Annotated in this window: 18 protein-coding genes; 3 read left to right on the forward strand and 15 right to left on the reverse strand. The window is 34.3% G+C overall.

The window, feature by feature from the left end; all coding sequences use genetic code 11:
• Positions 1-6: 6 nt before the first annotated feature.
• Positions 7-306 (forward strand): thioredoxin, encoded by a 300-nt coding sequence (trxA, locus tag AB671_RS01800; RefSeq protein ID WP_066678943.1) that lies wholly within the window; start codon positions 7-9, stop codon positions 304-306.
• Between the two features lie 99 nt (positions 307-405).
• Here trxA and AB671_RS01805 read toward each other — a convergent pair whose 3' ends face one another.
• Positions 406-2,475: a T9SS type A sorting domain-containing protein gene (locus AB671_RS01805; protein ID WP_066678941.1), complete on the reverse strand. Its 2,070-nt coding sequence runs from the start codon at positions 2,473-2,475 to the stop codon at positions 406-408.
• A 204-nt stretch (positions 2,476-2,679) separates the two neighbouring features.
• Complete coding sequence (locus AB671_RS01810) at positions 2,680-4,803, reverse strand: T9SS type A sorting domain-containing protein (protein ID WP_066678940.1); 2,124 nt, start codon at positions 4,801-4,803, stop codon at positions 2,680-2,682.
• Between the two features lie 146 nt (positions 4,804-4,949).
• Here AB671_RS01810 and AB671_RS01815 point away from each other — a divergent pair, with 146 nt between their 5' ends.
• Positions 4,950-5,816 carry a helix-turn-helix domain-containing protein gene (locus AB671_RS01815; protein WP_185114094.1) on the forward strand — a complete coding sequence of 289 codons (867 nt, stop codon included), beginning with the start codon at positions 4,950-4,952 and terminating at the stop codon, positions 5,814-5,816.
• A 99-nt stretch (positions 5,817-5,915) separates the two neighbouring features.
• Here the strand turns inward: AB671_RS01815 and AB671_RS01820 are convergent, their stop codons facing one another.
• Entirely contained in the window at positions 5,916-6,206 is a 291-nt protein-coding gene (locus AB671_RS01820) for a hypothetical protein (protein ID WP_066678935.1), read from the reverse strand.
• Between the two features lie 179 nt (positions 6,207-6,385).
• Positions 6,386-7,993 carry a fumarate hydratase gene (locus AB671_RS01825; protein WP_066678933.1) on the reverse strand — a complete coding sequence of 536 codons (1,608 nt, stop codon included), beginning with the start codon at positions 7,991-7,993 and terminating at the stop codon, positions 6,386-6,388.
• Between the two features lie 338 nt (positions 7,994-8,331).
• On the opposite strand from AB671_RS01825, the gene fumC reads away from it, so the two are divergent.
• Positions 8,332-9,726: a class II fumarate hydratase gene (gene fumC / locus AB671_RS01830; RefSeq protein WP_066678932.1), complete on the forward strand. Its 1,395-nt coding sequence runs from the start codon at positions 8,332-8,334 to the stop codon at positions 9,724-9,726.
• Between the two features lie 131 nt (positions 9,727-9,857).
• On the opposite strand, the gene AB671_RS01835 is transcribed toward fumC, so the two are convergent.
• The 11 genes from AB671_RS01835 to AB671_RS01885 all read right to left on the reverse strand — a co-directional run bounded on the left by AB671_RS01835 (position 9,858) and on the right by AB671_RS01885 (position 23,289).
• Entirely contained in the window at positions 9,858-10,886 is a 1,029-nt protein-coding gene (locus AB671_RS01835) for a S41 family peptidase (RefSeq protein ID WP_066678929.1), read from the reverse strand.
• A 20-nt stretch (positions 10,887-10,906) separates the two neighbouring features.
• Positions 10,907-11,944, reverse strand: coding sequence for an outer membrane beta-barrel protein (locus AB671_RS01840; RefSeq protein ID WP_066678924.1), 1,038 nt, complete (start codon positions 11,942-11,944; stop codon positions 10,907-10,909).
• Between the two features lie 29 nt (positions 11,945-11,973).
• Positions 11,974-12,585: a hypothetical protein gene (locus AB671_RS01845; protein WP_066678922.1), complete on the reverse strand. Its 612-nt coding sequence runs from the start codon at positions 12,583-12,585 to the stop codon at positions 11,974-11,976.
• Positions 12,572-13,132, reverse strand: coding sequence for an RNA polymerase sigma factor (locus tag AB671_RS01850; RefSeq protein ID WP_066678920.1), 561 nt, complete (start codon positions 13,130-13,132; stop codon positions 12,572-12,574). The genes AB671_RS01845 and AB671_RS01850 overlap by 14 nt, the downstream gene beginning before the upstream one ends.
• A gap of 156 nt (positions 13,133-13,288) precedes the next feature.
• Entirely contained in the window at positions 13,289-13,666 is a 378-nt protein-coding gene (locus AB671_RS01855) for a hypothetical protein (protein WP_066678918.1), read from the reverse strand.
• Between the two features lie 47 nt (positions 13,667-13,713).
• Positions 13,714-14,445 (reverse strand): ABC transporter ATP-binding protein, encoded by a 732-nt coding sequence (locus tag AB671_RS01860; RefSeq protein ID WP_066678916.1) that lies wholly within the window; start codon positions 14,443-14,445, stop codon positions 13,714-13,716.
• A gap of 156 nt (positions 14,446-14,601) precedes the next feature.
• Positions 14,602-16,065 (reverse strand): DUF5687 family protein, encoded by a 1,464-nt coding sequence (locus AB671_RS01865; RefSeq protein WP_066678914.1) that lies wholly within the window; start codon positions 16,063-16,065, stop codon positions 14,602-14,604.
• Positions 16,066-16,175: 110 nt separating this feature from the next.
• Positions 16,176-16,679 (reverse strand): hypothetical protein, encoded by a 504-nt coding sequence (locus tag AB671_RS01870; protein WP_066678913.1) that lies wholly within the window; start codon positions 16,677-16,679, stop codon positions 16,176-16,178.
• A 103-nt stretch (positions 16,680-16,782) separates the two neighbouring features.
• Positions 16,783-18,624 carry a M1 family metallopeptidase gene (locus AB671_RS01875; RefSeq protein ID WP_066678912.1) on the reverse strand — a complete coding sequence of 614 codons (1,842 nt, stop codon included), beginning with the start codon at positions 18,622-18,624 and terminating at the stop codon, positions 16,783-16,785.
• A gap of 298 nt (positions 18,625-18,922) precedes the next feature.
• The gene (locus AB671_RS01880; protein ID WP_066678911.1) at positions 18,923-20,614 is read right to left on the reverse strand and encodes a DUF6909 family protein; all 1,692 of its coding nucleotides are present in this window, start codon (positions 20,612-20,614) and stop codon (positions 18,923-18,925) included.
• Positions 20,615-20,805: 191 nt separating this feature from the next.
• Complete coding sequence (locus AB671_RS01885; protein ID WP_066678909.1) at positions 20,806-23,289, reverse strand: toxin-antitoxin system YwqK family antitoxin; 2,484 nt, start codon at positions 23,287-23,289, stop codon at positions 20,806-20,808.
• Positions 23,290-23,463 lie beyond the last annotated feature (174 nt).

The raw sequence follows: 23,463 nt of genomic DNA on the forward strand, positions 1-23,463 counted from the left end.
TATACGATGTCACAAAAATTCCAAGAAATAATAGATTCTGAAAGACCGGTCTTAATCGATTTTTTTGCCACTTGGTGTCAACCATGCAAAGTACAATCGTCGGTTTTGAACACAGTGAAAGAAAATGTTGGTGAAAAAGCCAGAATTATAAAAATTGATGTTGATCAGTATCCTTCAATTGCTTCTCAGTATGGAGTTCGTGGAGTTCCGACCTTAGCAGTTTTCAAAAAAGGAGAATTGTTATATAAAGAAAGCGGTGTGCATGATGTTAATCGATTGACGCAACTTCTAGAACAGTATATGTAACTGATTTAAAAAAAATTAGCCTAAATGTTGGTTTATAAAAAAGGCTTAGATCATAAAATCTAAGCCTTCTCTTTGAAACGATATAAATCCTAAAAAGCACTAATTTTTAATCACTTTCTTAGAAATTTTCTGTCCGTTCTTCAATTGTAATTCAACAATATAAACTCCTTTCTGAAGTTGTTGCATATTGATTGTATTATTTGAAAACTGTACATTCATTTTTTGTCCTACAATACTGGTAACGTTTACTTTATCAATATCAGAATCTGTTTTAACATTTAAAATCCCATTGGTTGGATTTGGATAAACTCCTACAGCAATTTTTCTAATATCTGAAGTTCCTAAACCTGTAGTAACATCTTTTATACATCTTATCGATTGTCCCTGGCCTCTTGGTCCTCCAGCTGAAGGATTTCCAATAGCAGTACCTACATAAAAATACTTAGCTCCTAATCCGGTTGTGGTTGAGCTCCAGAAATAACCTCTTTGTCCTACATAATCAAAAGCACCATCTACAAAAGATCGGTTACCTCCGGCCGGAAGTTTAAGTTTACTTGCGTATGCAGTTGCAGGATTATTTATTCCTTCAGCGTTTTTAGTGGCAGTCCAGTCTGCCTGCGACGGCATCTTCCAATCCTGTCCTATTGCTTTACAAGGATCTGTTCCATTGGTTGAGCTAAAAGAATTAGAAGTCGCTGTCCATTGATCACTAAGATCATTTCCTCCCCACCATGATCCGAGAATGAATGAAGTGGAATTATTTAAACCTTCAGGAGTGTTTGGTGAAGGAACATTAGCCATTGCTGAGTTTCTGTCTTGGTGACCATCATCCCATCTTCCCCACTGGAAAAGATCTCCGTAAGACTCGGCATCTGCCATAGAAGTCGCGACTTGTCTACTTCCTAAATTTTGCTGAAGCCAAACTTTACCATCTGCACCTCTTACGGTCGTATACGTTACCGACGCACCTTTATAATTAAAAGTTACACAGCCTGTATCTCCAGGATTTGTTCCTGGATCAGCGTTATTACATACAGGAGTGGTATTAGGCAGCTGCACTCTTTTTACCCTTACCCCACTTTGAGAATAGGTAAGGACCAAAGTATTGCTCGCTGCATCATATTGTAGATCATTATATAAAGCAGTACCATCAGATACAAAATCTCCCCCAAAAGTTGTCCAGGTATTAGTTGTGGTATCAAATTCGTAAACCGTATTTTTACCACCGTTTACAGACCATCCGCTTGCTACTGTGTAGAGTTTACCAGAAGGAGTTATAGCAATAGAAACATTATACAGATCATTTGAGATCCCAAAATCGGCATTTCCAACCTGTACCCAATTTGTTCCGTCGAATTTTTTTACATTCAGCCTTCTGTTATTTGCGGCTGTAGATGAATAAACAACATACAAGGTATTGTCTGTGCCTATTGCAATATCTGAAGTTGAGTTTCCTCCCTCTGTGAAGGCACTACCCACTGAAGCTCCACCAACTAAAGACCACGCATCCGTTGAAGAAGCTGTTAAATTATTTTCAAAAACTCTTACTCCGGATGCAATATGACAAACATAAACCTTTCCGTTTGTTCCGATGACCATTTCCGCATGAGTAGGGTTTGCACCCGCAATATTAGTTGGGCCAACCTGTTCCCAGACTCCGCTTACAAAGCGTTTTACGGTTCCTGAACCAACAGATCCATAAACGAAAGGAATACCATTAGGTGCTACTGCAGACGCCTGATAATTTGTAGTATCCGTGAATGGAAGGGGAAGTAAATTCCATGATGTTCCTTCAAATTTTCTCACCTCCATTCCTGAGTTGGGATACCCCCATTGATTGGTATAATATACATTTCCTGAAGTATCTATAGAAAGCGAATTATACGTAGCTGTTGCAGTCGTTATTCCTGCACTTCCACCTACATATGACCATGAAGTTCCATTAAACTTTTGTACAGAACCTTTTTGAACAGCAACATCGTAGTAAGAAACATAATAATTACCCTGCGTATCTATTGCCAGATTATTATAACTGCTTCCACCCGTAGAAATACTACCTGAAGAAGCAACATCTACCCATTGCTGAGCGTTGATTGAGCTCACAGCTATCGAAAGGATACCAAATCCGGCTCCAATTCTTTTTATTTTTGATTGTAAATTTTCAAACATAAATAATACTATTTTTATTTATTCTAAATTATTTTAATAATTTCGGCAAAATTAATCCTGAAAAAAAGTAATAAGTTATCATTTCCAATTTTTTAGTTATCATATCAAGCACAACGCTTATCATCATTCTGATCATAAAAGCATTATCCGACAATTTCATGATAAAATTGTCGGATAAATACAAATCAAATGTTAAAATGAACGTTAGTTTTTAATGACTTTTTTAGAAATTTTTTGCCCGTTTTTCAATATCATTTCTACAATATAGACTCCGCTTGGTAAACCTTGCATATTAATTTGATGATCAGAATACTGAATTTTTAATCTTTGTCCCACAACATTGGTTACATTTACAGAAATAATTTCAGAATCTGTTTTAATATTTAAAATCCCATTGGTAGGGTTAGGATAAACACCGATGGTTACTTTTTTAATTTCTGAAGTTCCCAATCCGGTAGTAACATCTTTTATACATCTTACAGACATTCCTGCGTCTCTGCTTGCACTATTGGATAAGGTTGAGAATCCGCTGATATACAAATGCTGACCAGAGCCTGTATAAGGCGATGCCGATGAAGACCAAAGATAAAGTCGAGTTCCCGGAGAGAAAATACCACTATAATCTTTCATTCCTGCAGGAATCAGTTTTAAATGACTTGAAAGCGCTGAATTATATTCTGAAATATTTTCTGCCACCATCGCTGCGTCAATTTCTCCAACTGTTGGAAGTCTCCAGTCTAAGCCGATGGCTTTACAAGGGTCAACTCCTTTTGTTGCTGTTGCAGCGGAAGCGTTTTCTGCGGTCCAGGTATCAGAATCAGTTCCTCCTGACCAAAAGTTTGAAGACGAATTATATGCCGCAGAATGAAAAGCTGCATTTCCTCCATTTAAACCTGAAGGATTATTCGGTGAAGGAGCTGTAGCAGATAATGTTGAATTCCTCAGCTGATGACCATCATCCCATCTTCCCCATTGGAACAAGTCTCCATAAGCATCAGAATCTGTAAGTGATGCTGCTACTTTCGTACTTCCTAGATTTTGCTGAAGCCAGATTTTACCATCCGTTCCTCTTACTGTTGTGTATGTAACCGATTGTCCTCTGTAATTAAATGTTACACAACCTAGATTTCCAGGGCTATTTCCTGGGTCTGTATTATTGCATGATGGCTGAACTTGTAAAGCAAACTTTTTCACAACTGTTCCTTCAGTAATTCCTTGAGAAAAATAATCATCTAAAGAATAAGCTAGAACCAAACTATTAGTGTTGGTATCAAATTCTAGATCATTGTAGTGTGTAGAGCCATCAGACACATAATTCCCTCCGAATGGGCTCCATGTATTGGTCGTTGTATTGATCTCATATACCGTATTTTTACCTTCGTTTTCATACCAACTGCTTGCAGCAACAAACGGTTTTCCTTGTGGCGTAACAGCTATTGAAAGATCTAGATTGCTTTCAGCTACACCAAAATTTTCGTCTCCCATTTGCAACCAGCTAGTACCATCAAATTTCTTTACATTGATTTTTCTAAGTAAACTGTTCGGGTCATTTGGATTATTTAATGTTTTACCATACACTACATACAAACTATTATCAGCATCCATCGTAAAATCTAAGGTAGCATATACACTTTCAGTAAAAGCATTTCCCAAAGAAGCTCCTCCCACCAACGTCCAAGCTGTAGTAGATAACGCTGTTAATGTATTTTCATAGACACTTACTACCCCATTAGAGATTTGGCAAACATAGACTTTTCCATTAGTTCCAATTTTAATTTTGCTATGGTAAGCGGTTCCAGAAACTACACTAGCCCCTATTTGTTGCCATGCACCATTTACAAAACGTCTTACGGTACCCTGAACATACGTATACAAAATATTATCTGATGAGACTACTGAAGATGGATATCCTGCAAAACCACTCGTAGGAATAGAAATCAAAGAAGACCATGCAGTTCCAGAAAATTTATTGACATCCATATTGTTCCCTTTACTTAAGTGATAAACACTACCGTCGGATGCCACGGATAAAGAATTATGATTAGCATAATCATCAGTAACTCCAGCCGACCCTCCTAGATAAGACCATGAAGTCCCGTTAAGTTTTTGTACCGAGCCTTTATCAACAGAAAGATCATAGTAAGAAACATAATAATTTCCTGTATTATCTATTACCAGGTCATTAAATCCACTTCCGTTAGCAGATATTATTGATGTATTTCCTACATTTTGCCACTGTTGAGCATTTACAAAATTCGCTCCTGCAATCGATAGCACAAAAGCACTTAAACCAACTTTTGCAATAGCAGAATATAAATTTTTAAACATAATGTATATTGTTTTTATTTATTCTAAATTTAATTTACTTTTGCAAAAGTAATCTGCTTCTTAAATCCCTAGTTATCATTTTCAAATTTTTACTTATCGGATGCAGGCTTGCTTCAACTATGACAGAAACAAAAAAACTTCGCACAATGAAACAGAAGAAAAGAGGCTTACTATTTCAATCTGAGGACATTAAAGTGGTTTTTAATGAAGACGAAACAACAGAAAATTATCTAAAATCTCATTTTATTGAAGGAGAATCTAGTTTTAATCTTTTGTTTTTACTGAGTCCCAATATCAATTTGAGAGCATCAGATTGTGGTACTTATTTTAAATTTCAAAAAAACCAATACATCCTGCACTATTCTTCATTAGAAAATCGTGCAGAATTGTGGACAGAAAATCAGGAAGTTTTAAAGTACTTGCAGATACAGATCAACTATCAATATGTTTTCAATCTGATTGATCCGCATTCTAACACTGAAAGTGCCGAAATTCTGAAAAATATGAAGAATAATAATTTTATTTTTCTTCATAAGCAGACTCCACCCAATATGACGGTAGAAATGCACATGATCTTGAAGGAAATTTCCGGATATTCTAGAATAGGAGTTATGCAAAAACTCTTTATTGAAGCAAAAATCATCAAACTATTAATTCTGATTTTTGAACAGTTTAATGAAAAAGATATTGAAGAAGATCTGTCTAAAACGCCAGAAACAATCAAGAAATTTTTAGATGAAAACTATCATAAGAATCTTAAAATAGAAGAGATCTCTAAAATTATAGGTATTAATCCAAATAAATTGAGAAAAGAATTTAAAGAGCATTATCAAACCACAATTGTAGATTATATTTCAGAACTCAGAATGTTGAAAGCTAAAAAAATGATTATCAACAAAGAAATAATGATCAAAGAAATTGCTATAGAATGCGGCTATGAATACGTACAGAATTTCACACGTGCTTTTAAGAAAAAGTTTGGAGTCTCTCCTGAAAAGCTTAGATTAGGATAAAAAAAATAAAACCACTAAAATAAATTAGTGGTTTAGTATATGTTGTTTTGCTTTGATATTACTTCCTCGGAATTCATGTGAGAAAGCAATGACAATCAATTAATGATGTCCGTGATTGTGCCCGTGGCTATCGTGAATGAAAGGACCGTGACCTTTAGGTTGGCTGAAAATTACCTCAACACCTTCTTGCTCAGTAAGCAATTTGCTTCTGATCTGTTCTGGATCAAAAGGTTTTACTTTACCAAAATATTCTTTCAAACCTTCAGTTAACCACAAAGGAATAATAAAACCGAAAAACATTAAGATACACCAGAACCCTACAAGGAACATACATACGAAATAAATTGTCCAAAGGAATTGGTAAAACGGCCAAAATGCTGATAACATCATGTTTCTTAAATTTTAAGCAAAAATAGGGCTTTTTTCTTTTGCGCCAAAAGATATACGCCCTATTTTTATTATTTATTTTTATTTTAAACTAATTAATCTAGATATTAGAAGTTAGAGGTTAGATATTAGACTACAATTGCAGCGCTAATACTCTTGCCTATAACTTCAAACTAAAAATTTTAATGGGCAAGGTTTGCAAAGAAATCGTTTCCTTTATCATCTGTAATAATGAATGCAGGGAAATCTTTCACTTCAATTTTTCTTACCGCTTCCATACCTAATTCCGGAAAATCTACCACCTCAACCGACAAAATATTATCTTTTGCTAAAATTGCAGCAGGTCCACCAATCGAGCCAATGTAGAATCCACCGTATTTATGACAAGCATTGGTAACATCTGCCGTTCTGTTTCCTTTTGCCAACATGACCATGCTTCCGCCATGACTTTGGAACTCGTCAACATACACGTCCATTCTTCCTGCTGTTGTTGGTCCGAAACTTCCTGAAGCCATTCCTTCCGGAGTTTTTGCCGGTCCTGCATAATAAATCGGATGATTTTTAAAATATTCAGGCATTGGTTTTCCGGCATCCAATAATTCTTTGATCTTTGCGTGAGCAATATCTCTAGCAACAATTAAAGTTCCGTTTAATTTCAGTCTTGTCTTGATTGGATATTTCGACAATTCAGCCAGAATTTCAGGCATTGGCTTATTCAGATTAATTTCAACTGCTTCTTCCAAATGTGGCGGAGTTGCCGGTAAGAATCTTTTCGGATTTTGCTCCAATTGCTCTAAGAAAATACCGTCTTTGGTAATTTTTCCTTTAATATTTCTGTCTGCCGAACAAGAAACTCCCATTCCAACCGGACAAGAAGCCGCGTGACGAGGCAATCTGATTACACGAACATCGTGTGTTAAATATTTACCCCCAAACTGTGCTCCAATGGCACTTTCCTGGCAAATCTTCTGAACTTTTGCTTCCCATTCCAAATCTCTGAAAGCCTGACCTGCTTCATTTCCTTCAGTCGGAAGATTATCGTAATATTTTGCTGAGGCTTTTTTCACAGCTGCTAAATTCGCTTCTGCAGAAGTTCCTCCGATTACCAGAGCTAAGTGATAAGGTGGACAAGCCGCTGTTCCCAAATCTGAAATCCTCTCTTTTACAAAAGCTTCCAAAGATTTTTCGTTCAACAAAGACTTTGTCTTTTGATAAAGGAAAGTTTTATTGGCAGAACCTCCTCCTTTTGTTAAGAATAAAAATTCGTAATAATTTCCTTTTTTAGCATAAATATCAATTTGTGCCGGAAGATTTGAACCTGAATTTTTCTCATCAAACATCGTTAAAGGAACCACCTGAGAATATCTTAAGTTTCTTTTTTGGTAGGTATTGTAAATTCCTTTGCTTAAATATTCACCATCTTCTACACCGGTATAAACATTTTCACCTTTTTTACCCATCACAATCGCCGTTCCGGTATCCTGGCAAGAAGGCAAAGCGCCTTCCACAGCAACCGCAGCATTTTGCAATAAATTGTAGGCAACAAATCTGTCGTTATCAGTCGCTTCAGGATCATCAATAATTCTTCGCAAACTTTCTAAATGCGAAGAACGTAGCATGAAAGAAACGTCTGCCATAGCCTCTTCAGCTAGCAATTCCAATCCTTTTGGATCAATCGTTAAAATTTCTCTTTCTCCATGTTGCTCAACCTTCACGTAGTCTGAAGTCAATTTTTTGTACGCCGTATCGTCTTTTAAAATTGGATACGGATCTTGATATTTAAAATCCATTTACTTTCTATTTCAGTGCAAAAATACGGCTTACGAAAAAAAACATGAGCAAAATCAGAGACTTATACTCGTATTTATAATGATTATAAATTGTGAGGTTTTTTATTATTGAGTAATTTTATAGGAGAATATTTTTAACCACAAAAGACACAAAAGTTTTTAAACACATTAGTTATTTTAAGTTTAATTAAATACTGTCTTAGAAGAACACATCAGTTTTTGAAGATCTTTGATCTTCATTTTGTGAACTTTAAAGATTCTTATAATTCAACTAAAAATGCAAGAAAATTCTTTTGTGACTTTTGTGGTTAAATTAAAATTAAAAAATTTCAATCACAATGAATTACAGAATAGAAAAAGACACCATGGGTGAAGTGCAGGTTCCTGCAGACAAATTTTGGGGCGCACAAACGGAACGCTCAAGAAACAATTTCAAAATCGGTCCGGAAGGTTCTATGCCTCACGAAATCATTGAAGCTTTTGCTTATTTAAAAAAAGCAGCAGCATTTACCAACACGGATTTGGGAGTTCTTCCGGCTTCAAAAAGAGATATGATTGCTAAAGTTTGCGACGAGATCTTGGAAGGTAAACTGAATGACCAATTTCCTTTGGTGATTTGGCAAACCGGCTCAGGAACGCAATCGAATATGAATGTGAACGAAGTGGTTTCTAACAGAGCACACGTAAACAATGGCGGAACTTTAGGCGACAAATCAGAAGTTCATCCGAATGACGACGTGAACAAATCACAGTCTTCAAACGATACTTATCCAACTGCGATGCATATTGCAGCTTACAAAAAAGTAGTTGAAATAACCCTTCCTGCAGTTGAGAAACTAAAAAATACGTTGAACGAAAAAGCAGTGGCTTTTAAAGACATTGTAAAAATCGGAAGAACGCATTTGATGGATGCTACTCCACTCACTTTGGGGCAAGAATTCTCAGGATATGTTGCTCAGTTAAACTACGGAATCAAAGCGTTAAAAAACACATTACCTCATCTTTCTGAACTTGCTTTAGGGGGAACCGCTGTAGGAACAGGATTGAACACTCCAAAAGGTTATGATGTAAAAGTAGCGAAATATATTGCAAAATTCACCAATCTTCCTTTTGTAACGGCTGAAAATAAGTTTGAAGCTTTGGCTGCTCATGATGCTATTGTAGAATCTCACGGAGCTTTAAAACAATTGGCGGTTTCTTTATATAAAATTGCGCAGGATGTAAGATTGCTAGCTTCAGGACCTCGTTCAGGAATTGGTGAAATTCATATTCCTGAAAATGAACCTGGTTCTTCAATTATGCCGGGAAAAGTAAATCCTACTCAAAACGAAGCATTAACAATGGTTTGCGCACAAGTTTTAGGGAACGATACAACAATTTCTTTTGCAGGAACTCAGGGAAATTATGAACTGAATGTTTTCAAACCGGTAATGGCTTATAATTTCTTGCAATCTGCCCAATTGATTGCTGATGCATGTATTTCATTCAATGACCATTGTGCAGTGGGAATCGAGCCGAATCATGAAAGAATTAAAGAACTGGTTGATAAATCTTTGATGTTGGTAACCGCATTAAACACGCATATTGGTTATGAAAACGCCGCAAAGATTGCAAAAACAGCTCACAAAAATGGAACAACTTTAAAGGAAGAAGCAATAAATCTTGGCTTTGTAACTTCTGAACAATTCGACGAATGGGTAAAACCTGAAGACATGGTGGGAAGCCTGAAATAAGGCTCAACGACATAAAAACAAAAACACTCCGTAGAAAGTTCTGCGGAGTGTTTTTGTTTGTTAATGTGAATGTTGATTTTTACTACTCAATTCTTATGCCAAATTGAGATATTCGTTAGTTTGTCATGAAATTATTTTTTAGTGAAAAATTGTATTGCTTCCTGAATATTTCTGTCTTGGAGCAAATCATCAAAATTATCCTGCTTTGAAACAGCAACATCTGGTACAATCTGTTTATAATAATTACCATTTCTATCGCAATCATAACCAATGCTTAAAGGCATTCTTGCATCAAAAGGTAGATCCACAACCATATTAGAAGTAGTTTTTCCTAAAGTTCTTTCTCCAATAAAAATCGTGTTTGGTCTTCCTTTAAAAGCTAAAGCGGTCACTTCACCAGAACTTGCTGTTAACCCACCAATAAGAACCGCCACTTTAGATTTATCAACTAATTCTCCGTTTGGATTTATATAAGAAGGCTTCTTTTCTCCCTGATCATAAACTCCTTTATTTAGTTTAGTAGAATTAATCAGTTTTTTCTCTCCATCAAGAGTTCCCCACACGACATTATCTCCTAACAAATCATATAAAGCTAATAACATTGGCGCTGAATTCCCACCTGTGTTAAAGCGAAGATCTACAACCCAACCTTCCAATTTATTATTCGTTTTCAGTTCAGCTATTTTGTCATATAAAGGCTGAGCAATTTTATGAACATTTTCAGAACTAAAATCATCAAATGAAATATTTGGCATTAAAATATAACCATATTTTTCATCTAAGACTTTTACCTCAAACTGTGGTTTGGAAGCAAACTTTGTCATCCATTGCTTGCTAAAATTCTCCCACGAAATCTCTACTGCTGGACCGTAGTTTTTTCCTTGATACATTACTTTAGAATGATCTGCCCCAATTTTCTCAAGTAAAACCTTCACTTCTTTTAAAGAACTTTTAAAATCTTTTGCAGAATTCAGATTTTCAAACGTTTCTGTTTTTAATTTCTTCCAGTCAAAATCTTTTTTATGCAGATAAGCTACTTCTAAAGATTTAAAAATTTTATCATAAAATACTTTTGTACTATCCTGCGAAGTTTTCAACTTTTGTGCATTTACATTCAACACAAAATACAGTAAGCAAATTAATCCTAAAGTTTTTTTCATTATTTATTTGTTAGCTTAAATTACCATCCCAAAGCTACTCCAAAAACCAAAGCTTTGTCGTTTTGAAAATAAGAGTCTTTGAAGAAATTACTGAAATCTTTTTTCACAAAAAGGGAATAAGTACCATAAGAAAGCGTCAACTGCGCACCGTAAACAAAAGGATTTACTTGATAATTTGATTTATCTCTGAAACCCTGACTATCACCTTTCACGATATTATTCGTTGCCATTTTAATTCCTCCATAAACATTGGCTCCTACTCTTAACCCGCCTAAATAAGGTCTGTACTGAACATCCATTCCTGCGCTTTTCAATTTAGAAAAATTATACTGAAGACCCAGCGGAACCATAACATAACCCGTTCTTAGTTTAGCTTTATCAAGACTTCCTTCATATTTTGTAAGAAAAACATCTCCGTTTTGTTTTACAAAAATCATATTATTATCTGTACGAACGGTTCTCCAGGAAAAACCTAAACCTGAAGTCAATCCCCACGGACTGGTTCTGCTGAATTGATAATTAAATTTCAAGCCAAATTCAAGATTATTGGCGTAACCTAAATTTTTATCTAAATCATTATCTGCCTTATCATTCGTTAACGTCATAATTCCGTAAGAAACATATCCATCGAAGCTTTTTTTAGGTCGAAACTTTCTCAATAGTTTTTCTTTTAATTCTTCATTTGAAGTTACATCAGAATTCAACAAAGAATATCTTACCTGTTTTTGAATAACTTGGTCTAGATCAAATCCCAAAGCTTCAATTTTTTCATCTATTTTTTGAGAATAGGTATCTGCAATCTGAGCTTTTTGTTTATCAAAATCTGCTTTATCCAAATTCTTTTCCTGAAGAAACTTCAATTCGGTTTCCATCTGTTTCTTTTCTTCCTGAATAATGGCATTTATTTTCGCAGCATATTCTTCTACTTTCTCTTTTACAATCGGACTTACCGTAGTATCTTCTTTTGACTGAAGGTTTAAACTTAGCGATTTTCTTTGTGCATTTATTGAGGTCGCAACAAGGCACAACATTCCTGTGATGATAAATTTCTTAATCATGATATTATATTTTTTTAGTTTAAATTGGATTATTTTGTATTAAGGTCGATCGTCGCAACGTTGCTTCCATCCTTAGATCTTTCGATGACATCTTTATGCTCTACCGAGAAAAGCAGTGTAGAAGGATCTACATATCTTTTTTTCTTTTGAATTTTAGCAGAATCAGATTTTGCCATAATTTTCGTTGGTGGATTCAACGTTATCTGAGAAGCAATTCCTGAAGGATTTTCTTTAATTAACGGCAGATTATTCTTTACAGGAACTATTTTTTCTATTTTTTCTTCCGAAGAAGTATTTTTTATCTGAGTCAGTTTTCCCTGATCTTCTTTTACAATAATTTCCTGTGAATTTATTTTTTCAGGCTGTGTTGTTGTTCTTTCTTCATTTAAAGAAGGAATTTTAACCGTGTCTGCAACCTGTACTTTGGGCTCGGTTTCATTATTAAAAAACAAAACTGTCCCCAAACCAAATACCAAAACAAAACACGCAGCAAGTAACACCCAGTTAAGATTAGTTTTTTTTGAACTCGTATTTTCGGTTTGAGCCTGAATTTCCGACCACAAATCTCTTGACGGAGCTACTTCCCGCTCATCGATTTGCTTTTTGATCTGATATTCTAAATTATTTTTAAACGTGTTCATTTCTCAGTTGTTTTTGTTGTTGAAAGTAGATCTTTCTCAATTTTTCCTTTGCTCTGAAGAGTTGGGTTTTGCTTACTGCCAAGGAAATATTTAGCGTATCTGCAATTTCCTGATGCGAATATTCTTCGATCACATAAAGGTTGAAAACCATTCTGTACGCATCCGGAAGTTGATCTAAAAGTTCCTGAGCATTAAAATCAAGATCTATTGACTCTTCATGTAGATCTTCCAAAACAGACGCATGAACATCATCAAGATAGAAAACCGTCTTACGGCTTTTGATAAAATTAAGACATTCGTTGACCACAATTTTTCTCGCCCATCCTTCAAAATTTCCTTCACCGCGAAAGCTTTCTATATGTTTAAAAATTTTACAAAATGCTTTGATCACGCAATCTTCCGCCTGATACAAATCGCTGACGTAGCTTTTTGCCACACTCAGGAATTTTTTTACACTTTGGTCATAAAAGATCTTCTGCGCAGCAGGATCCTGCTTCTTCAGCCGGCTCAGCAGATCTTCTTTTTTATTTTTAAACAAAAGCTTCATGGTTTATTCTGTTTCTATAGTAAAGACAGTGAAATTTTGAAAAGGTTACGGAAATTTTTATTTTTTCGCTACACTTAATGTAACATACTGAAAATGAACACAAAAAAATCCACTTTTTATTTTTAATAAAGTGGATCGTAAATTGAAATTAATTTATTATTCGTCACTTTTGCAATTAGGCGTTGCCGTCATTACATCCAAAGACATATCCATCGCCTTTTTTGACTGTTTTTTTGCTTCTTCTAAATTGTCAGCTTTGCCTGCTTTTATCCCGAAGGTAACAGCATTTAAAGCATAATTTTTCGCTAATGGGCAATCGCAGATCAAAGCGTATGCAGAAGCTTGCTCGGCATCTTCTACTCCTTTTTTGATAAAAATTTTCGCATTATCTAAATTGTCTGACTTGTAAGCGTTTTTAAATTTTTCAAAAGCCATTTCAGAATACGTCACCGACATATTGCAATTAGACTGAGAATATATTTTTAAAGGAATAAAAAAGATTCCGCAAAAAAGAATCAGGGTTAAAATCTTCATGGTATTGTGATTAAGATTTCATAAAAATAAGAATTTATTTTTACAAATTACTCAACACTTACAACAGCAGAAGTCTTATTCACCTGATCTTCAAAATATTTCTCTAAATCACGTAAAGTTTCAGGAGTCGTCTGAATATCCTGAACAACAATCCCTTTATTTACCACTACAATCCTGTTACAAACTTCTGTGGTATGCGCAAGATCGTGACTTGAGATCAAAAATGTAACTCCGTTTTCTTTAGCAAAATCACGGATCATATTTTTAAGCTTAATCTGTGTAGAAGGATCGAGGTTCGCAAAAGGCTCATCCAGAATAATGATTTCCGGCTTACCAATCAAAGCTCCCACAATCCCTACTTTTTTCTGATTTCCTTTTGAAAGATCACGAACGTATTTTCCTGCATTTACGATCTCGCCATTAAAAAGATCATGAAACTGCTTTAAAAACTCATCTACAGAAGCTTTATTCTGACCTCTCAATTCGCCAATGAAATAGAAATATTCTTCAGGAGTAAGATATCCAATTAAAAAAGTCTCGTCGATAAAAGCAGAAACTTTATTTTTCCAGGCTTCAGATTCGTTTACTTTAATGTTCTCAACGCTTACAAACCCTGTTGTAGGCTGTATCAAATCAAGCATTAAGCTGAAAAGCGTTGTTTTTCCGGCTCCGTTGTTTCCAACTAAACCGAAAGTTTCGCCTTTTGTAATTTCAAGGTTTTCTATATTGAGAACGGTTGCTGTACCGTAAGTTTTCTTTAAATTTTGTATTGTAATCATGTTGTTGGGTGTTTGATGATGGGTGTTAATTAAATTTTCAATTACCATGGGTTTTCACCCACGGCTACTATTGTTTGACCTCTTCGAGGTCGCCCAAGTCTTATATTTAATTTTTTAAACTTGGCTCTTTTTACTTTTGCCTTGGCACATTAAAAACTAATCTTTTTTGAAAGCTTCCAGCGTACTGTATTTCTCAGTTTTGTATTTTTTAATAATAATATCGAATATTTTTTCGCGGAAAATAAATCCTAGAACTCCTAAAACAGCGACACTAATTACGGCAGTAGAAATATTGAAGAAATAATTCATCACATAAAAAACAGCCATTGGTAAAAGCATTTTAGGAACCATTAAAATAAATGCCTTGAAAGTGATCGTATTTTTTTGTCCGACCCTTTTTTCTTTTGAATTAAGATCAATAAGGTTTTTATTATACGCTCCCGATAAAAGGGTTAACTGAGAATTTACACCGATATTGTATAATCCTGCTGCAAAGAAGGCGAAATAAATATTCCATCCAAAATAGGAATAAAACAGAGCTAGAACAATAGAAATTGCCGTAACAATATTCATCAGCCACCATTTTGCTTTAAGATATTCTTTATAGGGAACGTTTTGGGTCATCATCAAAGGGTAATAAGCACTGTCGAAAGCCGGAACTCTCTGCCCGAAAGCAAACTGAAAGCCTCCCGTTACAAAAAGCCCCATAAGCATCATCCATGCCGGACCTCTGTATATATCATTCGTAAACATCAGCAAACCGTAAAATAGAAACATAAAACTTCCGATAAGAACGCCTTTTGTGACTTTATTACGTTTCAGCATTTTAATATCGTTATTGATAAAAGTTCCGATGGCTCCGTATTTATTAAGGAAGGCAATATTTTCGGTTTTACCAATCTCTTTTTTGGCTTCAAGACCCTCATCCAGATAAAAGCTTTTTCGGATATAATTAAAGGTGATTTTCCAAAGACTGAAAAAGAGCATTACAGGCACTACCGCAAAGTAAGGTCTCTCGTAAAGAGCATAGAAAAACTTTTCTGAGTAAGATAAAACAGGAATAACTTGATAATAATTTAAAGCTGCAAAAACAGCAATTAGAACTCCAACCCCAATTGCGATATTTTCTTTATCATTAAATAAAAGATTGATGAAATTATTTAGGTAAAATAACGAAGAAATACCTATAAACCAAGTGAAGACGCCAAGAAAACCGTAACCATTGAAAGCCAAAATCCCGCAAAAGGTTACAATAAATATTGAGTTAAACCAACTCAGCGGCGTAAGAAATGTTTTAATTAAAGTATAATTGACAACGACTTTTTTAGGAATATTCAGCGTAAGAAAAGGCTTGATATTCTGCGTCGGAATCTGCTGAATCATATATTTAAAAACCAGATCGATCAACCAGCCAATAATCATGAAACGCGAAATAACCTTCAGCGGATTTTCCTTCATTTCTTCCTGTACATAGAAGTACGCAATAAAAGACATCATTGCAAGCCATAAAATGAAGAAGCAAATCCCGATAATTCTAAAGATTTTCATGGCAAGATTGATCCCGACCGAAGATCCTCTAAAAAAACTTTTCCATTCCAGCTTCAAAAATCGTTTGAACATAGTTTACTTTTTAAATATTAGTAAAGAAAAGTTTAAAAATGTTACAGAATTTGTCACTAAATATGGGGATAATCAATACTTCCTATATTTTTTTTGATTCATTTGAAAGATTATTCCAAAATTTCCTTTATAAAAACCTCATCATGAAATCTCACTGTAAAACCTGAGCTTTCTTCATTTTTTTCTTTTACGGTTAATACATTTCCATTCAAATCAACTGAAGGACTTCTACCGAGTACACCTAAGTTTTCAAGCTCAAAGGTTTTGGTATTGATTACCACTAACTGACTGCGGTGTTTATCTGCATACATTACGATTAAAAAATTCTCACAGAACTCAATAAACATGCAACCTCCATAAGAAAACCCCATCGAATTCACAGGAACTTTCCATTCGAGAATAAAGTTGCTGTTGATTTTCAATTTTAGAATATCAAAACCTACGTCATTATCTTCATACCAAGCAAACATTTCGTTTCGAAAAGCAATATTGTACTCGGAAACAACGTGCTCTGCTCCGAAAATATTTTTCCAGACAATTTCATCATCTTTAAATTCTCCTTCTTTAAAATCTATTTCTTCGTAGATTAATTTTAAAAGCTCTTTTTTATCCATTTTAAATGAAAGTTTATTTTTAATACTCTCAAATATAAACATCAAAAGAGAAAAATCCCCAAAGAAAAACTCTTCGGGGATTATTATTTATTTAAACTAAAAGCTATTTCACTTCAACAAAATTATCTTCAGGATTCACATCCGCAAGTCTATGGCTGAAATCTATTCCTAAAACTCTCAATTGAGATTTGTTGTATGGAACTGTGAATGTATATTCTTTCTGCGTCCAAGGCCAGTATTTCAAAGTGGTAAACTCACCGAATGCGTCTTTGGTTTTCCAGGTATGCGTCATGTTTAATGGGATTTGATAATTAACCATTTTATTGTCGGCAGTAATTACGCTAAAATCAATCGGCATAGGAACCTGACTGTTATTAACTAAAGTTATCGTTGTAGAGGTATTTCCGTATTGTACGTCTTTAATTCCGTAATCGATGGTTTTTGTTGTATTGATCCAATAATGATGAAACCATTTCAAATCCATGCCTGAAACTTTCTGTGCAATGTGAAGGAAATCTCTGTCGGTAGGATGTTTCATGCTCCATTCTTTGAAATATTCAGTCATAATTTTAGACAAATTTTCTTCTCCAACGATATAGCCCAACTGTACCAAATACAATTCACCTTTCACATATGTTGCGTAAGAGTATGCTGTACCATTATCGTGATGATCGCCCAACCAAACAGCAGGTTCTTCAATTCCTTTTTTAAGAAATTTTCTGTAGGCTTCAATTTTATCAACGAAAGCATTGGGTTGTTTATCTTTTCGTGGGAAAAGCTGATGCATTACGTAACTTTCAGCATAGCTTGTAAAGCCTTCATCCATCCACGGTCTTACAGGTTCGTTGGTTGCCAACATTTGCTGATACCAAGAGTGAGAGCCTTCGTGAGCCATTAATCCCATCAAATCTTCAATGTTTTTTGCTTCACCCAAAATCATGGTACACATTCCATATTCCATTCCGCCATCACCACCTTGAATGAAAGCGTAAGAAGGATAAGCGTATTTCCCGAATTTAGAATTCATGATCTGGAAATATTTGGTAACATAAGGCTTTGCTTCACCCCAAGCCTTCGTTTTCTCATTTTTCAGATACACGAAATATACTTTCGGACCTTGAGGAACATCAAAACTTTCTACCGAATAATCTTTATCTGCAGCCCAAGCAAAATCGAGCATATTTTTGGCAGCCCATTTCCAGGTTGCTTTATTTTGATCAGCTTTAATTTGTGCTGACGCATCATACCCTTTTACTTCTTTTGGATTTAAAAGCGTTCCTCCAGCTCCCACAACATAATCTTTATTAATTTTGATCGTCACATCAAAATCTGCAAACGGGGCGTGAAATTCTCTACCCACATAGTCGAAAGTTGCCCAACCGTCATAATCGTATTCTGCAATTTTAGGATACCATTGCGTCATTGTCATATCAACACCTTCCTTATTATCTCTTCCTGCTCTCCTGATTTGCTGAGGAATCACCGCATCCCATTCCATTGTGAAAGTTGTTTTTGAATGTGCTTTCATCGGTTTATCCAGATATACTTTCATTACAGTTTCCTGGATTTCAAACTTCAGATTTTTTCCGTTTTGTTTGATCCAGTGAATATTTTGTGCCCCTTCCTGATCTTTCGGAATGGATGCTAACCTTGAAACACCATCTTTCTGCAATCTGGAATCACCGTTTTTCCCCTGGTTTGCCACTCTCTGATCCATCATAGAATTAGGCTTAAAAGTATTCCAATATAAATGGAAATACACAACGTTGAGTTCGTCGGGCGAGTTGTTGCGGTATTTTAAAGTTTGAGTTCCCTGATAAGTAAATTGTTCTGCATTGACGTCGATATCCATTTTATATTGTGCAGCCTGCTGGTAATAGGCTTTTTGCTGAGCCTGAAACTGCGAAATAACAAACGCAAAAAGGATGATAAACGATTTTCTCATTGATAAATTTTATTTCTTTAAAGGTAAGTAAATTTTGAAAGAGGCTCAAATGTGACTATTTCAGCTCATTAATTCTTTTGATTATTTAATAAGGAGAATGTTAAAATTTTTTATTGCATATTTTGACGAAAAGAATAATTTTTTGAAGAGCGTCCCACAGATTTTCACAGATGATTGTGTATACTTTTTTCAACAAGCCTTGTCAAGGTTTTAAACCTTGACAAGGCTAATAATGATACAGGGGAGAAAAAGCAAAACCTCAAATGCAAAAACATTTGAGGTTTATATTTAAATTAAATTATTTCTTTACAGAAACTTCTTTCTTTCCGCTTTGTAAAATCTTTTCAAGGATTCTTAAAGTAATCAGATAGGTTGGTTTCACTCCCGTCAATCCCAAACCACCAGAAGAAAGTGTAGCTCCTGTTTCCAAAGGATTATCTGAAGCATAATAAGCATAACTAACAAAAAGATCCGGTGCAATGTGATGTCTGATTTTTGATGCCACTTGAATTGCTTTCTGATAATGAGCACCTTCCATTTCAAGACCAATTGCCTTCCATGAAGTATTCATAAAATACTGAAGAATATCTCTGTTTTGAAGGGATGTTCCCAAAACCGTAATCATTGGCCCTTCAAAAGCTTTTAATTCATCATCTTTAAAATCTTCTAATTTCAAAGCATTTTCAAATGGATAATTATCTGCCGTTCCTTCAAAAATATGAGAAGTAGGAATCATAATATCTCCTTTTCCACCTTCAAGAATTCCTGCTTTCCCCATGATAGAAACTGATTTCACTTTCATCATATAAACCTCACCCTTTTGCTCGAAAGGTCTCAGTAATTCATCCATTACTTCAAAAGCCTGCTCACCAAATGCATAATCGAAAACCATGATAACATCATCTCCTGTAAATTTCACATCATTAAAAGGAGTGTTTTTTAAATCTACTTTGCTTAAATCGATAATCTGAACATCGATATTACTTCCGCTTTTGTCATGAATATGAATTAAACCTTCTTCTAAAGCATATTTTGAAACTTTATCGCGAAGCTCTTTTTTGTCTGAGATATCACCATACAGTTTGTAATCAACTTCTTTGGCATGTTTTTTCTTTAAAGCATCATTTCCGTACAGCATATTTTTTACAGAATGCATGTTTGCCGAAATAATGTGTAGCGGACGCATGTGAAGATCATTTTCAAACAAAACTTCTTTTACTTTATTGGCCCATTTTTCACCAAAATAGTGATGCCCTACTCTTTCTTTAAGAATAGCACTAAAATAGATCTCTCTTTCTCTGCTCTGTTTAGCATCTTCAAGACTCACTTTTCCTAAATGGTAAATAATCTTGAATAATCTGTCTGGATTTTCGTCATCGCCAAAAGTATTATAAGCATTTAAAGTTTCATCAAAAGTTCTTCCTATTAAAGAAGAAAGATGGATTAATGCCACTTCTTTTTCTCTTCTGCTGAATTTCTTCTCCCCTTTTACCACTTCTTCGATGATTTTGAAAGCTCTTGTCGGCTTCCAATTCTCATCCTGAATAAATGCGAGGTTACGAATTTTATCTGCTTCTATAAATAAGAATGTTAAATGCGTAAGAATATCATAAATCTCTGAACGACCCAAAAGAACTTCAATATTCATTTGGTGCTCATCGATACGGTAACAGTTTCTTCTTCTCTTCTTAGGTACAATCGGCTCGAAACTTCCTTTATCAAAACCTTCATCTGAGGTAAGATGAATGAAAGCACACTCTTCAATACCCTCTGGAAGTCTGTCTAAAACATACATCAAACCATCTAGTTCCAACTTGCTTGGAATGCTCATGGTACCGTAAATTTCCGGATTGATCGTCTTCAACAAACTTCTAATGCTCTCTCCAGAAACTCCACTTGGCTTGAAAAAACCTCTATAAAACAGGTGTCTCATAGATATGTATAGTCTTTCAATTGCCTCGGTAGTTTCTCTTGCTCTAGAATTTGTCATATATTAAATTTTTTATAAAAAGTCTTTCAAGTTACGAAAAATATATTTAATAGTAGATTTTACCTGATTTCAATAACTTAATTTTTTAATCTAAAAACCTAGGTTAATGATTAAAGTTTTTAAAATTAACATTAATACTGGGTACTAAAAAGGAATTTAGAATAAGTTTTCTTCATATTAGAGATAATAATTTAATCTATTATTTCCAGCTTTTTCACTTCTTCCTTCACTTTATTAAAAGTAACATTTTCTACAATTTTCATCAATTTTCTATTCATATACAGTTGTAAAGTATAAGTATTGTTTTGAGCTGGTGTAATCAAAATTCCATCTTTTGGCTTTCCTGTAGAATCAATTTGAACTCCTGTAAGAATTAGATTTTCGTCGGTTTCCTCTATAAATTTGTTGTTTATGAATTTATCTGCAAGATTATTAAATACTTCTTGAACTGTTGGAAAGTCAGCAATAACAGCATAAACTTTATAAAACAATTCTATTCCTTCGCTCGGCTCGATTGGCTCGTCTTGCACATTAACTTTTTTAGAAATAATCTTATCATTATCCTCATAATAAAGAGTTACCGTTTCACTGTATTTCGATTCCAGATAATTTTTTATTGTATCATCAATCACTTTACCATCGATGGAAAGCTTTTTATCGAATCCGTTTTTTGAAATATCAATTGTAATCACCGCAGATTTCTTACCCTGCATATCAATAATTTCAATATTATTATTTTTCAGTTCAAAATGAATCCTGTTAAAATAATGCATCGCAAACAAATCCCAATCGAAACTTTTCAAAATACCGTTTTTCCAATATCTTGAGACAAATTGCTTTTCATTCAGCTTATATTCTACACCATCGAAAATCTTTCCATTTTTATAGGTTGATTTGATATCATACAATTGATGTCTGTAATTATCCATATTTTTCAGATAATCATTAGAATATTGAAATTTCCGAATTCCGTCTTCCAAATAATCAACCTGCTTAAATTCACGATTATCTTCAGTTTCAAAATATCCCGAAAAAGGTTTTTCATTTTTATAAATACCTTCATAAAATTCCTGCGGTTTTTCAGCAATAGTAAAAGAATAGTCTTTGATTTTTGCTAAAATTCCATTCTCGTAGATTTTTTGTTTTTGAATTCTGTCCTTATTATAAGAGTCTTCAAAAAAAGTTTCATCGGCAATTTTTCCATTTTTGTAAACTGAAGTTTTTCCTTCACCTACTAAAGTTCCGCTGTAAGGCTCATCGTTTTTATACTCTAAAGTTCCTACAATTTTCCCGTCATCATAAAAAGTGGTCATTCCATTCTGCTTTTCATCTTTAATGGTATACGTTTTTTCTAAATTATCCAATCTGTAACCAAAAACTTTCTGCAATCCGGTCTTTTTGAAATTTTCTACATTAATCAATTCAAAATCATCGGATCGGTCATTTAATTCTACAACAAAAGTCCCGTTGAAAGGTTTTCCGTTTTTATAAATTCCTTTGGCAACAATGTGTTTTTCTTCATCAGCAGCAATTGCCTCGCCTTCTTTCACACCATTACTGTAATTTAAGTTAACAGTAAGCTCGTCCATTTTTTCATCAAAATTACCCTGAAAAGGCTCATTTTCTTTATAGATTCTTTTGTTTTTCAAATTCCCATCATTAGAATAAAGCACTTCGTCTCCATTTTTTATACCATCCTGATACATTGTTTCAGATGAAACTTTACCATTTGGAAAATAGGAAATTATCATTCCTGATCTGCTGCCATTGATATATTTAGCTTTCTCTTTAAGCCCTGTTGCAAAATTATTCTTGAGATAATATTGATATTCTACTCCGTTTACAAAACCGTTTACATATTGATTAAAATCAATTTCATTTAAGACCTGAATTAATTTCCCTGATTGATCATAATCTTTTTGCCCAATGAGTTTAAAATCATACGAACCGATTTCATAAACTATTTCCTGGGCAAGTTGTTTCGAATCTTTCCAAAATATTTTTTCAGTGATAGTCTTTCTGTTTTTGGATTTTTTCGAAGAGTTTCTTTCATCATCGATTGGAGCTAAAAGCTCTACTGTTTGAGGTTCAATCCCTACAGTCGTTGACAAAGGTGGCGGTGGCGGAACAATAGAATCTTCAATTCTGCTTTGTGATTCTTCACCTCTCGTATTATAGTCGTAATCATCACTATTTTTTGCTTTTTCAAAGCTTCCGTTTGTAGGTTTTCCTTTTGTATAAATTCCCTTCATTAAAATCGCTCCATCAGTACCGTAAATTATAGTTTCGCCATCTTTCACACCATTCTTATACTGAACTTTTTTCCTGAGCTTACCATTTGGATGATAATATAATAAGGTAAGGTTCTTTGTATCATTTCTGTATTGCCTGAAATCATTATCATTTCCATATTCATCATACCAGACAATATCTCCAACGTATGCATTTTCATCTTTTTTAAAAACATAGCCTTCAAACTGCGGAGTTCCATCGATATAAAAATCCTGGAGCAAAATCAATTCACCCAATTCCTTCATTGGTATTAGTCTATAATAAGAAGCGTTTGACTTTGACGTTACTTTCCATTCTTTGTCATAATAAACAGATTCTGGCTTTTGAGAAAATAGTATTTGGGAAAATAAAAAAGCTGTAATAAGAACAATTCTTTTAATCATTTGATTTGGATTTACTCAAAAATAAGAAATTCCAGCTTCATCAGATTTTCTTTTGAAAAGAATAATAAATTTAATTAAAATAAAAACAACACCCTATTAAAGACAGGGGTGTTCGATATTTAAACCATTAAAACAAATAAATAATGAAAAATTATAGGGGTGTTTTATTTTCGA

This window comes from Chryseobacterium sp. BGARF1 (assembly GCF_001677955.1).
Classification (GTDB): domain Bacteria; phylum Bacteroidota; class Bacteroidia; order Flavobacteriales; family Weeksellaceae; genus Chryseobacterium.

Excerpts from the sequence above, each read along its gene's own strand:
- trxA (WP_066678943.1), top strand. The coding sequence starts at position 7 with ATGTCACAAAAATTCCAAGAAATAATAGATTCTGAAAGACCGGTCTTA.
- AB671_RS01805 (WP_066678941.1), bottom strand. The coding sequence starts at position 2,475 with ATGTTTGAAAATTTACAATCAAAAATAAAAAGAATTGGAGCCGGATTT.
- AB671_RS01810 (WP_066678940.1), bottom strand. The coding sequence starts at position 4,803 with ATGTTTAAAAATTTATATTCTGCTATTGCAAAAGTTGGTTTAAGTGCT.
- AB671_RS01815 (WP_185114094.1), top strand. The coding sequence starts at position 4,950 with ATGAAACAGAAGAAAAGAGGCTTACTATTTCAATCTGAGGACATTAAA.
- AB671_RS01820 (WP_066678935.1), bottom strand. The coding sequence starts at position 6,206 with ATGATGTTATCAGCATTTTGGCCGTTTTACCAATTCCTTTGGACAATT.
- AB671_RS01825 (WP_066678933.1), bottom strand. The coding sequence starts at position 7,993 with ATGGATTTTAAATATCAAGATCCGTATCCAATTTTAAAAGACGATACG.
- fumC (WP_066678932.1), top strand. The coding sequence starts at position 8,332 with ATGAATTACAGAATAGAAAAAGACACCATGGGTGAAGTGCAGGTTCCT.
- AB671_RS01835 (WP_066678929.1), bottom strand. The coding sequence starts at position 10,886 with ATGAAAAAAACTTTAGGATTAATTTGCTTACTGTATTTTGTGTTGAAT.
- AB671_RS01840 (WP_066678924.1), bottom strand. The coding sequence starts at position 11,944 with ATGATTAAGAAATTTATCATCACAGGAATGTTGTGCCTTGTTGCGACC.
- AB671_RS01845 (WP_066678922.1), bottom strand. The coding sequence starts at position 12,585 with ATGAACACGTTTAAAAATAATTTAGAATATCAGATCAAAAAGCAAATC.
- AB671_RS01850 (WP_066678920.1), bottom strand. The coding sequence starts at position 13,132 with ATGAAGCTTTTGTTTAAAAATAAAAAAGAAGATCTGCTGAGCCGGCTG.
- AB671_RS01855 (WP_066678918.1), bottom strand. The coding sequence starts at position 13,666 with ATGAAGATTTTAACCCTGATTCTTTTTTGCGGAATCTTTTTTATTCCT.
- AB671_RS01860 (WP_066678916.1), bottom strand. The coding sequence starts at position 14,445 with ATGATTACAATACAAAATTTAAAGAAAACTTACGGTACAGCAACCGTT.
- AB671_RS01865 (WP_066678914.1), bottom strand. The coding sequence starts at position 16,065 with ATGTTCAAACGATTTTTGAAGCTGGAATGGAAAAGTTTTTTTAGAGGA.
- AB671_RS01870 (WP_066678913.1), bottom strand. The coding sequence starts at position 16,679 with ATGGATAAAAAAGAGCTTTTAAAATTAATCTACGAAGAAATAGATTTT.
- AB671_RS01875 (WP_066678912.1), bottom strand. The coding sequence starts at position 18,624 with ATGAGAAAATCGTTTATCATCCTTTTTGCGTTTGTTATTTCGCAGTTT.
- AB671_RS01880 (WP_066678911.1), bottom strand. The coding sequence starts at position 20,614 with ATGACAAATTCTAGAGCAAGAGAAACTACCGAGGCAATTGAAAGACTA.
- AB671_RS01885 (WP_066678909.1), bottom strand. The coding sequence starts at position 23,289 with ATGATTAAAAGAATTGTTCTTATTACAGCTTTTTTATTTTCCCAAATA.